Origin of the sequence: Aestuariibacter sp. GS-14 (assembly GCF_006494365.1) — a bacterium.
Taxonomy (GTDB): domain Bacteria; phylum Pseudomonadota; class Gammaproteobacteria; order Enterobacterales; family Alteromonadaceae; genus Alteromonas; species Alteromonas mangrovi.
Genome location: NZ_VHIP01000005.1, coordinates 36326 through 49944, shown reverse-complemented (window position 1 = coordinate 49944; position 13619 = coordinate 36326). Strand labels below are relative to the sequence as shown.

Sequence of the window (13619 nt, the reverse complement as noted above, 5' to 3'; positions counted from 1 at the left end):
ATAGAATCCACGCCTAATTTTTTACACATACTCGACTCATGGCTAAAAATATTGTAGTCCTCGGTACCCAATGGGGTGACGAGGGTAAAGGTAAGGTAGTAGATCTACTCACTGACCGGGCAAAGTATGTTGTGCGCTATCAGGGCGGACACAACGCTGGTCACACCCTGGTGATCGACGGTCAAAAAACCGTTTTGCACCTGATCCCCTCTGGTATTCTGCGCGACAATGTAACCTGTATTATTGGTAACGGTGTGGTGTTGAGCCCGGAAGCGCTGATGACTGAAGTCGGCATGCTTGAAGCACGCGGCGTACCGGTACGCGAGCGTCTTAAGATCAGCGAAGCCTGCCCGCTTATTCTGCCTTATCACGTGGCACTGGATGTGGCTCGTGAAAAAGCGCGCGGTAACAAAGCCATCGGAACCACAGGCCGCGGTATTGGTCCGGCATATGAAGACAAAGTATCCCGTCGCGGTTTACGCGTTGGCGATCTGTTTAATGCAGAAGACTTCGCCGCTAAGCTGAAAGAAGTATTACACGTACATAACTTCACACTGACTCAGTACTATGGTGCAGAGCCGGTTGATTTCGATAAAACCCTGGCTGATGCGCTGGCAGTTGCCGACATATTGCGCGCCATGGTGGTAGATGTAACTGATGAGCTGGATAAGGCTCAGAAAGCGGGTCTGCCAATTATGTTTGAAGGTGCACAAGGCACGTTACTGGACATCGACCACGGCACGTACCCTTATGTTACGTCTTCAAACACCACCGTAGGTGGCGTAGCAACAGGCGCTGGCTTTGGTCCGCTCAACCTGGATTACGTACTGGGTATTGTAAAAGCCTATACCACTCGCGTGGGTTCAGGCCCGTTCCCAACTGAGCTTGCCTGTGAAGTGGGTGAGCATCTGGGCGTGAAAGGTCACGAATTTGGTGCTACTACTGGTCGTAAACGCCGCACTGGCTGGTTTGATGCGGTAGCAATGAAGCGCGCCGTACAGATTAACTCCATTACTGGTTTTTGCTTAACCAAGCTGGACGTGCTGGATGGTCTGAAAACCCTGCAAATTTGCGTTGGTTATAAAGACAAAGACGGCAACATTAAAGATGTGCCGCCAATGGCTGCCGATGGTTACGAATTGGTTACTCCTGTATATGAAGAAATGCCAGGCTGGAGCGATACCACTTTCGGCGTGACTGAATATGAAAAACTGCCTCAGGCGGCGAAAAACTATATTGCGCGCCTGGAAGCATTAACGGGTGTACCGGTAGACATTATTTCTACAGGTCCGGATCGCAACGAAACAATTGTACTGCGCCACCCTTACGACGCGTAAGCGCTCTGCGTAGTTCAAATCGATAAAGCCCCGATGCCGGGGCTTTTTTTTGCCTGCTGGCCACTCGAATAATCTCCAGTGCGGATTGGCGTAAATTAGTGTTAGGATAGGTCGGTCCAGTTAAGGTGGAGTTGACCAGTAATGTCGCAAAATACCCCAATTGTTCAGGCGTTTGAACGTTTACAGCAAACCTTTCAGCTAGGTAAAACGCGCACGTACGCGTGGAGAAAATCACAGTTGGAAGCCCTGCAGCGCCTGCTTACGGAAAATGAGCAAGCGTTTTGCAATGCTTTGGCAGAAGATCTGGGCAAAAGTCAAAGCGAAGCCTTTACAACTGAAATTGGCTTTTTGCTGAGTGACATTAAACATACCAAGAAACACCTCAAGCAATGGATGAAGCCCGTAAGGGTAAGCACGCCCATAGTGGCACAACCGGGGCGCAGTTTTATTCAACCAGAGCCACTTGGAACCGTATTGATTATTGGTGCCTGGAATTACCCCGTACAACTTACTCTGGCACCTTATATTGCGGCCCTGGCTGCAGGCAATTGCGCTTTGTTGAAACCTTCTGAATTATCGCCAGCCAGCTCAGCATTAATGGCTTCACTTGTGCCGCGTTATCTGGACGGCGATGCAATTTCAGTGATAGAAGGTGGTAAAGAAGAAGCGGCGGAACTACTGACATTGCCCTTCGACCACATCTTCTACACAGGTGGCGACCGCGTGGGCAAAATTGTAATGCAAGCAGCGGCTAACCATTTAACGCCAGTAACGCTGGAATTGGGTGGCAAAAGTCCGTGCATTATCGATAGTGAAACCGACCTGGCGGTGAGTGCGCGCCGTGTGGTCTGGGGAAAATGGACTAACGCAGGTCAAACTTGCATTGCACCGGATTACCTGTTGGTAGAGCGTTCGGTAACCCGGGAGTTTCTTTTGTTGCTGGAGCAGGAAATCGCCCGCCAGTTCGGCACTCAGCCGCTGACCAGTAAGGATTACGGACGGATTGTAAACCGCACCCATTTCGACCGCCTGCGCGGTTATTTGCAGCAACAGAATGTTGTGATGGGCGGGCAGGTTGACGAATCAGCACTTCGCATAGCCCCCACTATTGTGCTTAATCCGGATATCGACAGCCCTGTTATGCAGGAAGAAATATTTGGCCCTGTTATGCCGCTACTTGAAGTCAGCAGTGTGCAGGAAGCCTTTGATTTTGTGAAACGCCGGCCAAAACCTCTGGCGGCCTATTTGTTTAGCCATCGTCAATCGGTACAGCAGCAAATCGTCGGTGAAGTAAGTGCGGGCAGTATATGTATAAACGATGTAATGATGTTCATGGCAAATCCGGAGCTGCCTTTTGGCGGTACTGGTTTTAGTGGCATGGGGCGTTATCACGGTAAATTTGGCTTTGATACGTTTTCTCACCATAAGAGTGTTATGAAACGCAGCTTCTGGTTCGACGTGGCTATTCGCTACGCGCCGTCCAGTGCGCGGAAACGCTATTTGTTGAAGAAGTTGCTTTAGCACTATTTCGTCTATTGCCAGCTTCTTTTCATCGGTTTTAGAACGGCTCTAATAAAAGTTAAATGTTCCCTTTTGGGCGTGCTAACTTTCAATTCGATAACCTGAGCGTTTGATTTGAAAATAAGAGACGAAGCGTATTAAAAGCGACAAAACAACACACAGCGCTTTGCGTTTATCACTTTATTTTCTACTATGCTTCCTTTCATCATACATTCGCGGTGTAAACGCGAATGTGCTTTGACAGATTTTCATTATCCGACATAAGGGCAGGGTATGACGCAACCTTTTCATTTAGCCATTCCGGTAGACGATTTAGATAAGGCCCGTGCGTTTTACGGTGACTTGCTGGGCTGTAAGCAGGGCAGAAGTGATACTCACTGGATCGATTGGGACTTGTATGGGCACCAGTTAGTTACGCATTGCGTAAAACGTATGCCAACACCACCGGAATACAATAGCGTAGATGGCCACAATGTGCCCGTGCCGCATTTTGGTGTGGTGCTTGGCATGGCTGACTGGCAACAGCTGGCCGACAGACTTACTGCGGCTGGTGTGTCATTTGTAATTGAGCCATACATCCGTTTTAAAGGGCAGGCGGGCGAGCAAGCTACCTTGTTCTTTATGGATCCTGCGGGTAATGCGCTGGAATTCAAAGCGTTTAAAGATATGAAACAGTTGTTTGCGGTAGATTAAAAAATACGCAAAATGATACTGGCTTTTTTTGCTAACTTATTGTTAGTATGAAACTATTGTATTCGGCGCTGGTCGAATCACAAGCAGTTAACACAACAGGAACGAGATAAATGGAGTTTATCCAAAAGAAACGCGGCGTTAAGCATACGTTTACCCTGAAGGAAGACCACTTCAATTTTGCTTATGAGGATAAATCAGGCGCAGGAGACATCGATGTAAACTACGCTGATTTTCCGGTGAAGTCGTCGGTAACCATTGAGCAAAACGAATGGTTGCGCAACGTGGGTTTTTTATGGATTGCGCTGGGTGTGGCCCAAATTGGTTGGGCGTTGTTTAATGACCTGAGCCTGTCTGGCAAAGGTTTTTGGCTAATGGTGGGAACGGCATGTGTATTGTGGGCGCATTTTTCTAAAACCCGCTACTCGGTGTTTCGAACTGATCAGGGTCATGTACTGGTACTCCAGAACAAGCAGCATCAGCAAATAGTCGATACGCTGCATGCACGCAGAAAGGCACAATTGCTTAATTGGTACGGCGATGTGAATCCTGAAAACGATCTGCAAAACGAAATCAGGAAGTTTCAGTGGTTGGCAGAACAAAAAGTAATAACAAAAGCGGAGTCTGAGCAGAAAATTGCCCAGGCGCAACTGCTGCACAATAGTCAGTACGAGACAAACGACAATACATTAAATTAATGCGACTGCTCACGTTAATCGCAAAAAAATAATAATAAAGGAGCGACATCATGCGTGAAGAATTTATAACTGATGGTCAGCGCAGGCGCTCATTATCAAAGGTGTTTTTGGGTTGGTTGTTCTGGGGTGTGTGTTATGCCGTTGGCTGGCCGGTGTGCAAGGTATTCACCCTTGGATCTTATCCACACTCTCAATCCCGTGAGCGGGCTATATTCCGGCATCAGCGGGCACATACGGGCTTTAGTTGTGCTATGGTGGGCTTGATTGTACTGAGTTTGGTTGTGGCGTATTTTACGGGTTATCTTCCCGCGCTTACGCTGAGATAACAATGCGCTGACAGGCTGAACCCAAAACGGGATCAGCGCAAAAAACGGGCATAAATAAAAACCTAATGCCCGCTTACTAGTCGCTACTGTACCATGCAGAACGCGTTGAGTTCTAAGTGGGGAACAACAGGTGCCGTTCCCCGCGGTGGATTAATGGGTACTGCGAACCTCTGCCTTGCCACGGCCGTTTTTCTCAGACGCCGCAGACAGCTTGCCGTTTTCGCTTAAAATCAGGTGCAGATCGCCAAAGCGGCTTTCGTCAATGGTATAACCCATTGCTTTCAGGGTTGCCAATGTCTCAGCACTAAATCCATCGTGTACACGAATAGTATCTTTGGGCCATAACTGATGATGGAAGCGCGGGCTGTTCACTGCCTCTTCTGCACTCATGCCATATAACAGCGTATTGAATACAGAGAGTGTTACTGAGGAGATAATGGTGGTGCCACCGGGGGAGCCGGTAACCAGCTTAACCTTGTCGTTATCCAGAACAATAGTCGGTGTCATCGACGACAACATGCGTTTGAACGGTTCAATTGCGTTGGCATCGCCGCCCATTGCCCCAAAGAAATTGGGGACGCCAGGTTTGGCACTAAAGTCATCCATTTCGTCGTTTAACAGAAATCCTGCGCCCTCAGCTACCACGCCTGCACCAAAACTCAGGTTAATGGTGGTGGTATTCGATACGGCATTACCCCATTGATCAACAATAGAAAAGTGGGTGGTGTCTTCACTTTCATGCAAACCAGGTTGTATGCCTTCTGTAGCGGAAATAGCGGTCAGGTTAATGTCTTTGGCCCGGCTTTCGATATACGCCGGTGCCATTAACTGGCTCTGTGGCACATTAACAAAATCCGGGTCACCCAGATATTCAGCACGGTCGGCGAATACGCGTTTGCCGGCTTCTGACACCATGTGCAAATAGGGCGCAGAGTTGTGTGCAGGCATTACATTGGTGCTTAATACGCTATCAACCATACCCAGCCATTGTGCTACAGCGATCCCCCCTGAACTAGGCGGTGGCGCCGTAACGATTTTGTAGCCGCGCCAATCAAATGTCAGCGGCGTGCGCCATTTGGCGTGATAATTGGTTAAATCACGGTGGGTCATTAACCCATTGGTTTTCTGCATGTAGGCTACGATGGCATCGGCCGTTTCACCTTTGTAGAAGCCATCCGGTCCCTGGTCGCGAATGCGAGCCAGTGTGGCGGCCAGTTCAGGTTGCGTAAATAACACCTCTGGTTCAGCAGCGGCGCCAAAATAGGTTTCAAAATTGCTCTCGCGGCTATTTTCACCTAATCGCTTAATATAGCGGCTCACACGTCCAGCCAGTTTTGGCGGCACGTTAAATCCATCTTTTGCCAGCGACACGGCAGGCTGAACCAGTCTGGCCCAGGGCAGTTTGCCGTATTTCTGGTGAGCTTCCCACATGCCGGCAACCGTGCCAGGAATACCGGACGCTTTGGCACCAAATAAGGAGTCCGTGGGATGAACGTTGCCGTCGGCGTCTAAATACATATCGCGAGAGGCAGCTTCCGGCGCCATTTCACGGTAATCCAGAAAATCGGATTGTCCATCGATATAGATGGTCATAAAGCCGCCGCCACCAATGTTACCTGCCTCCGGGTAGGTTACTGCCAGCGCGAACTGGGCTGCGATAGCAGCATCCACGGCATTGCCGCCCTGTTCCAGAACGTCCATGGCTACTTGTGCGCCGAACTTGTCGGGCATGGCTACCGCATAATCAGATGTCGTTTGATTTGCAGGTTGATTCGAGCAGGCAACCAGCCCGAACAAGCCTAATGTGATCAGTAATATTCGCATTGTTATCCCACCATTATAATACTTGCGACGAGGTAAGCGACGAGGGCCAGTCCTCCGCCAACCAATGCATAGGGTAATTGGGTTCTTACGTGTTCCAGCAAGTCACAGCCGGAGGCGATGGACGATACCGCTGTGGTATCAGAAATTGGCGAGCAATGGTCGCCAAACACCCCGCCACCCAGAATGGCGCCTATCACTAAAGAAGGCGGCAAGCCTAACTGCTGGATTAGCGGCACACCAATTGGGATCAAAATAGCAAAGGTTCCCCAGGATGTACCGGTAGTGAATGACATTATGGCACCAGCAATAAACAACATGGGCACTACCAGTACAACTGGTAAGTACTCACCAACTAATCCTGCCACGAATACGCCGGTACCCAGAATTTTAAGGCTGCTGCCCAGGGTTAACGACAACAGTACAATCGTAACCAGTGGCAGAATTTCTCCCATGCCTTTAAAGCCGGTTTCAACGGCTTCATGATGAGTGAACCGCTTGCCAAAAACCAGCATCAGGTAAGCAACGGCAGTCGCCAGTATGGTGGCGTAAAGTACCGATTTACTGCCGCTGCCCTGGGCAATTTCACCGTTTCCTGTCCACAGCATAAAGCCCACCATGCTCAACACCATGGTAACAATAGGGACTACCATGTAACTGGCTTTGGTTGCCGGAGCGGCCTCGAGTGTTTGCTGGTTACTACTTAACTGCTGTTCTGCTTTTGCCATTGGGCCGTGTACCTTGTCGGCAAATACGGTATAGGCTGCAAGTACCAGGGCAATGATGGCGTAAAAGTTAAAGGGCACTGAACCCCACAAAATACTGGCGGAAGACTCGGGTAGGTCGTATGTGTCGAGCATGCCCAGTACAAATGCCCCCCAGCCATTTAACAGAATTAATATACACACAGGTGCACTGGTACTGTCTATCAGGTAGGCCAGTCGTGCGCGGCTCATGCCGAATTTATCGAACAGCCCTCGCGCGAAAATACCTGCGGTGAGTACACTCAGGTTGGATTCAATGAATACCACTATGCCAGTGGCCATGGTTAATCCACCCACCTGACGCTTACTACGCGCAACACCGCGCTGGGTAAGCCAATTAACGGTGGCGGTGACCCCGCCGGAATCGCGAATATAGGCAAGCAGTGCACCTACCAGCACACTGAATAACAAAATCCGTGTGTTGCCCGCACTGGTTGCAACGTCCACCACCCGTTCAATAGAGGTGATGGGAGCAAGAAGCAGCGAGCCGTCATTTGCGGTGAAGAGAATAAGTGCTTCGGCGCACAATACCGCCATCAGCAGCGCCATAATGACTTCTTTCTTCCAGAAAACAATCACGATAGCGACCAGCGGTGGAATAATGGAAACCCATTCCATAATGTAAAGCCCTGTTGTTGTTCTTGTAGTGTGGCATTAATGCCAGGATCAGCGGTTTAGTACCGCTTCGTATACCAGCGATACAATACTGCCATATTTGCCGGTTTCAAAGGTTTTACCGGTAAATTGCAATTCGCCGTCTTCATTTTCTACAATGGGCGAGTGGCGGGCATTGGTCAACAGAATGACGGCCAAATCCAGAGCAGGGTCGATAACTGTCGCTGTGCCGGTCCATCCGGTGTGGCCAAACGCCTGTTCACTGGCGTAAGGGCCAAAATGCCAGCGGTTTACGCCATTAGCCGCTCGCCGCCAGCCTAGTCCGTAACTCCAAAAGCGGTTATCCGGCTTAATAAAAGCATTAAGTACACTGTTTTCAAAAAGCTGCACTGTGCCATATCCGCCGCCGTTCAGCAGCAGTTGTGCCATGACGGCCAGATCATCAGCAGTGGAAAACAAACCCGCATGACCCGATACCCCAAGCATTGCATGAAACGCCTTTTCATCGTGCACTTCACCCTGCAGGGTATAGGTGCGGATATTGGGGAAGTCCAATCGTCCACCACGGGTATTGCCCATGAGTTCAGTGGCGGCAAAATCCTCGCTTTGATGCCCTTTAAGCAAGGGGTTAAAGCGCGTGTGGGTAAGCCCGAGTGGAGCGTAAAGCTGCTCTTCGCAATATTGGTCCAGAGGCATACCGGTAATGCGTTCAACCAATAAACCCAAGAGCATAAAATTGGTATCGCTGTACGCGGTAGTTAGTCCGTTGCCGGTGTCAAAGGGCACCTGGGTTACCAGTAGTTCTGAGGTGCGTTGTTTGTCCTGAGAGTAGAAGGCCGGGCCAAGTGGATTGTCTGGCTTGTGAAACGGGATCTCTGGCGCATAACCGGATTTGTGTGACAGTAAATCACTGACAAGGCGGGCTTCGCGTCCATCACCCTGATATTCCGGCAGATAAAATTGAATAGGTTTGGACACGTCGAGTTGCCTGGTTTCCACCAGCCGCATCAGGGCAAACGTAGTAGCAAACATTTTGGTATTCGACGCCAGATCAAAGCCTGTGTCGGTGCGCATTGGCTGTGGATGTATCAATTCCTGCTCAGATTCGTTGTAACGTTTTGCATAACCGTAAGCGGTACGTTTAATAATGGCACCGTCTTTGACTACCAGAAGTACAGCACCCGGAAAACCTTGCTGCACTTCCTGATTAATCAGCGCATCTACTGCTGAGAAGCGCTGCTTATTTTGCTCAGTCTGGTCGGTTAGGGTGGGGAAAGGCACTGTTACTCGCAATGTAGCGGATTCAGGTTCAACCTGGCTCACCGCAAGGGTGTTTACGCCGTTGCGGGTTCGTCGCGCTAGTGAATACTGATAAGGGGTGTCAGGCATCAGAGGTTGGTCTATGTTGATTCGCTCACCATTTACGGTAATGGTAGCTCGCGTGGGTTCAGAGGCTTTGATCATCAATTCGCCGCGGCCTTGGTAACCTTTAAAAGAAAACCTGTCGTTTACCAAAGCGCGCTCCGAGGGGGACATATCGGGTACGATGGCGTCGATTTGACCGTGTTTCGGCTCATAACTCAATTGTTCCGAAGGTTGTAGCTCTTTTGCATAACGGGCCAGCAGGTTTTCTGCAGTGGCAGGGAAATACTTCTCCAACAACGCAAACAAGGCCGCAGCCGTGCGGCTATCCGGCTCACCCGTAACGTGCCAGGGTAAAAAATGCATTTGAAATGCCGACACCGCGTTCAGTGTACTGCTGTCTTTTATGCCGGTTTCCACCAAACCATAGCCATAGGCACGAAAAGCGGCCTGAATTAGTCCAACTGAAGCCGGGTGCTCATTAAATTGCTTCCAATAGTGCGCAAGGGTGTCGTTGTCGTACCACGCACCAATCCCTTCCTGATAAAGCTCGTACCAGGGAAATCGCGGGCCTGGATCGTTCTTGCGGTTAAACGCGATGTCTGAATGACCAATGACTGCCGTTGGATGAATATCCGGGTTGCGTGACAGAATATCTTTAGCTAATTGAATTACCACTTCTATTTGTTTGGGATCGTAGTCTGGAAACAAGCACAGGCGATTATTGCCATGTTCTGCCAATGATGGGCCAAGCTGCCCATCCCGTTCGCAGGTAGGTACGTTAACAATTTCAATACCGATAGAATGATCGTTTAAGCCTGTACGACCCTGCCAGTAACTTTGCCCGGCATGCCAGGCCCGTTTGTTTTCATCTACCAGTTGGATGACCCGGGGCTTGCCCACCGGATCGGAAGGATCATTGGATTCGGGCACCAGATAATGCGCGCTAAGTCCGCCTTCCTTTACCAGTGCGTCGACCGATTTCGCGTAATCAATGGCGGTGAAGTGGATCACCAGTGACTTAACCCTTTCGCCGTAGTTGCTGGACGGCATTTGAATAACATTGCGACTACTACAACTGATCATCAGAAGGGTGCAAAGCAGTAAGGTAAACGGGGTGCGTGCTACGCGCTTGATCACGGAGATTCCTTTGCTACTGGTGTTATTCATCATTCAGCTCAAATTAACAATACCCAACCGGAATGTAAATAATAAAATATTCCAATATTGTGTCAGTGATGCCGAAGGCGTTACTTGCTGTTTCAAGCTTCATACTGTCGCTATATTAGTCCTTTTGGGCGTTTTTAGACTTGACCCAATAAATTCTATGTCGAAGCAATAAGGTGGTAAATCAGCGGGTGAATAGACATTTGTTGGAATAATTTATTTTTTGTGGCGGATCAGGTAAGCTGCATGAATAATGAAACAGCAATACGGATTACAGGTATTATGTTGCGAGGGTTGTATGGTTTTTTGGGAGTGCTGGTTATGCTGAGCGTGTCGGCGGGTTGCTCGTTTTCCAGTGAGTCACCATTGTGGCTTGGCCAGAAACTAATGTTGGATTTGCGTTATTATTGCGCAGACGGCACCGATGAAAAGCAATGTAAAACGCCTGTTACCGAACTGCCGCCAGTATTAATTGAGGTCATTAAGCAAGGTAAGATTGGCGGTGTGATCCTGTTTGCGGAAAACCTGCAGGATACCGCGCAAGTGGTTAAGCTTAATTACCAGTTGCAATCGATTGTCAAGGAAGCCGGACTGCCTCCTTTGTTTGTTGCCATTGATCAGGAAGGCGGCAGGGTTGCGAGATTACCCGATGCCGTTGCCACCCGTTTTGTTGGCAACATGGCGATAGGTGCAACCTATCCTGAGCACGGCACCCGGTTTTCGGCTGAGGTGAATGCGGGAATTGCGAAATCTATCCGCTTGTTGGGGTTTAACGTTAACTTTGCCCCCACGGTGGATGTAAACGTGAATGCTGACAATCCGGTGATCAATGTGCGTTCGTATGGTGAATCAGCCGAACTCGTCGCCGAAATGGGGGCTGTAGCTGTGTCAGCACTTCAAAAGAATGGGGTGATGAGTGCCCTCAAGCACTTTCCGGGACATGGTGACACGCATGTGGACAGCCACACTGGCTTGCCGAAAGTAGAACACGATGCGGCAACCATCGAGGCAGTTGACCTATTGCCATTTAACTATGCTATTGAGCAGCCTGATTACCCCGCTATGATCATGACTGCGCATATTCAATATCCTGCACTGGATGACACAACGTTCACCACAAAAGACGGCGAGCAAAAAGTGTTACCCGCCACGTTATCTCATAATATTTTAACCGGCTTGTTGCGCAACAAAATGGGTTACAGTGGCTTGATCGTAACCGACGCGCTGGACATGGCTGGTATTGCGCAATATGTTGATCACCGCGACGCGGTGGTGAAAACCTTTAACGCCGGCGCTGACATCGCGCTCATGCCGTTTGCCATCCGTAATCCGCAGGGTGTAAAGCAGTTTTGGCAATTGTACGAACAGTGGATACAAGCCAGAGCAACCGGTGAGTTAAATGCTGCCGAGCTGGATACTTCGCTACAGCGTATTTTGGCAGCCAAGCAGGCTTATGCGTTGGACGAGTTTATAGAGCAGCCGCTCAGCAAGCGTCTTGCTGATGCCACATCACAGCTTCCTATGCCGGATAATCAGCAATTGGAACGTCAGTTGGCGGAGGCGTCGCTAACCAAGGTATTTGACAAGGGCGTACTGCCGCTCAAAGGTAAGCACTTTGCGCTGGTTATGCCAGACGAAGCGCGCTGCGATGCGCTTTCAACCGCACTTGAACAGCACGGTAAGGGGATTACCACAACGTGCCTGTCGCTTAATCGCATTGCTGCCCAGCCAGATGTCAGACCGTTGTTAGAGGCCGACGCGTTGATTATTGGCGATATTACCCCTCTGCACTCTTTGGTGGAAATGGGCGGAATGGATGATCTGGCTAACTGGAAAGCAAGGCCGGATAAATCCGCCATAGACAAGTGGGTGAAAGGGCTGGTGGAACAGGCCCGCTCCAGGCAGGTGCCGGTTGTGATGGTTGCGCTTCGCACGCCCTATATGCTCAGTGAATATCGGGAGCTTGCCGATGCGGGTGTAGCAACCTTTGGTTACAACGTTACAGTAAATAGTACAGCAAAGGGCGAGGTGGCAGTAGGTGCAGTGTTTACCGCGCTGGCCGCAGGGCTGTTAGGGCATATTCCAATGCCCGGACAATCGCCGGTAACCATAGAATGACCCAACGGGTACAGGCGCTGGATGCACTCAGAGGGCTGGCGATATTTGCCATGTTGTTGGTAAATAATCCGGGCTCCTGGCAGCATGTCTATGCGCCTTTACTGCATGCCTCCTGGCACGGATTAACGCCAACAGATCTGGTGTTTCCGGGCTTTATTTTTGTGATGGGGGTGACCATTGCCATTCAGTTTCCCAAGGCTATGGCGACGTCATCAGGCCGAGCAGCCCTGTGTTTATCGGCACTACGTCGCGGTGCGGTGCTGGTGCTGTTGGGCTGGCTGTTATACCTGTTCTGGTTTGATTTTTCTGCGCCTCAATACAGTTGGCTGGATGCCCGATTAGCTACATTACGCTACTTTGGTGTGCTGCAACGCCTTGGTTTGGTGTATTTTTTAACCATAGTTGTGTTGTGTATTGTGCCCGCCAGGGGGATATTTTACAGCGCAATAGCGCTGCTGATTTTCTATTGGTTAATAATGAGTTTCCTGCCTTATCAGGCGGCCACTGGTGAGCAATTTCAGGGGTTGTGGCTGCATGGTAATAGCCTGGCTGCTTTTGTAGACAACCAGCTGTTTGGCGCGCAACACCTTTACTACGCAAAGGCCAGTCCGTTTGCGTTCGATCCGGAAGGTTTGCTTTCAACAATACCGGCTGTTAGCAGTTGTCTGTTTGGCGTGGTTGCTGGCCGTCATGCGCTGGTGGTTTCTGGTTGTAGCTCACGATTATTGAATATAGCACTAGCTGGAATATGTATTGGCGCAGCAATGTCGGCATGGGTCCCGGTAAATAAAGCGTTATGGACACCCACTTTTGTGCTGATCACCAGCGGCATTATGGTGTACCTGCTGTGGGGATTTATGATGCTGGAACGCCGCTTTCAGCTGTTTAAACCAGGGAATCCCTTGCTGGTGGCCGGTACCAATAGTATCGCGCTTTATATGCTTGCTGGCGTGTTGGCCCGGCTATTGTTGATGGTGCGTATAAATGGTGAAACGCTGAAGCATTGGTTGTATCAGCCCATTTCGCAGGTAATAAGCTCACCGGAACTGGCGTCGTTGTGTTTTGCATTGCTGTTTTGCGGAGTGTGTTATTTGCCGCTTCGCTGGATGTACCGGCGCGGTATCTTTTGGCGGGTGTAATACTGATTTCTTTAGTATTGCTCTGGACGGTCTGGTAGGTCCACCTGACCATTGGGTCAAG

The 13619-nt window shown here is 49.9% G+C and carries 10 protein-coding genes; 7 read left to right on the top strand and 3 right to left on the bottom strand.

What is annotated here, in order from left to right:
• Positions 1 to 38 precede the first annotated feature (38 nt).
• From FJ444_RS09825 to FJ444_RS09805, 5 genes are all read left to right on the top strand, one after another.
• Positions 39 to 1337 carry an adenylosuccinate synthase gene (locus FJ444_RS09825; protein ID WP_140958119.1) on the top strand — a complete coding sequence of 433 codons (1299 nt, stop codon included), beginning with the start codon at positions 39 to 41 and terminating at the stop codon, positions 1335 to 1337.
• Positions 1338 to 1478: 141 nt separating this feature from the next.
• On the top strand, positions 1479 to 2858 hold the full coding sequence (locus tag FJ444_RS09820; RefSeq protein ID WP_140958118.1) for an aldehyde dehydrogenase family protein: 1380 nt from the start codon (positions 1479 to 1481) through the stop codon (positions 2856 to 2858).
• Between the two features lie 273 nt (positions 2859 to 3131).
• Positions 3132 to 3551 (top strand): VOC family protein, encoded by a 420-nt coding sequence (locus tag FJ444_RS09815; protein WP_140958117.1) that lies wholly within the window; start codon positions 3132 to 3134, stop codon positions 3549 to 3551.
• Positions 3552 to 3661: 110 nt separating this feature from the next.
• Positions 3662 to 4246 (top strand): hypothetical protein, encoded by a 585-nt coding sequence (locus FJ444_RS09810; RefSeq protein WP_140958116.1) that lies wholly within the window; start codon positions 3662 to 3664, stop codon positions 4244 to 4246.
• Positions 4247 to 4296: 50 nt separating this feature from the next.
• Positions 4297 to 4572, top strand: coding sequence for a hypothetical protein (locus tag FJ444_RS09805; protein WP_140958115.1), 276 nt, complete (start codon positions 4297 to 4299; stop codon positions 4570 to 4572).
• A 150-nt stretch (positions 4573 to 4722) separates the two neighbouring features.
• Here the strand turns inward: FJ444_RS09805 and ggt are convergent, their stop codons facing one another.
• Genes ggt through pbp4b form a run of 3 tightly spaced genes read right to left on the bottom strand, consistent with a single transcriptional unit; the run spans position 4723 to position 10274 of the window.
• Complete coding sequence (ggt, locus tag FJ444_RS09800; RefSeq protein ID WP_140958114.1) at positions 4723 to 6396, bottom strand: gamma-glutamyltransferase; 1674 nt, start codon at positions 6394 to 6396, stop codon at positions 4723 to 4725.
• Positions 6397 to 6398: 2 nt separating this feature from the next.
• Positions 6399 to 7775 (bottom strand): Na+/H+ antiporter NhaC family protein, encoded by a 1377-nt coding sequence (locus FJ444_RS09795; RefSeq protein WP_140958113.1) that lies wholly within the window; start codon positions 7773 to 7775, stop codon positions 6399 to 6401.
• A 48-nt stretch (positions 7776 to 7823) separates the two neighbouring features.
• Positions 7824 to 10274 (bottom strand): penicillin binding protein PBP4B, encoded by a 2451-nt coding sequence (pbp4b, locus tag FJ444_RS09790; protein WP_370298035.1) that lies wholly within the window; start codon positions 10272 to 10274, stop codon positions 7824 to 7826.
• A 273-nt stretch (positions 10275 to 10547) separates the two neighbouring features.
• Here pbp4b and FJ444_RS09785 point away from each other — a divergent pair, with 273 nt between their 5' ends.
• Entirely contained in the window at positions 10548 to 12419 is a 1872-nt protein-coding gene (locus FJ444_RS09785; protein WP_140958112.1) for a glycoside hydrolase family 3 protein, read from the top strand.
• Positions 12416 to 13558, top strand: a complete 1143-nt coding sequence (locus FJ444_RS09780; protein ID WP_140958111.1) for an acyltransferase family protein — start codon at positions 12416 to 12418, stop codon at positions 13556 to 13558. The genes FJ444_RS09785 and FJ444_RS09780 overlap by 4 nt, the downstream gene beginning before the upstream one ends.
• The last annotated feature ends 61 nt before the right edge of the window (positions 13559 to 13619 follow it).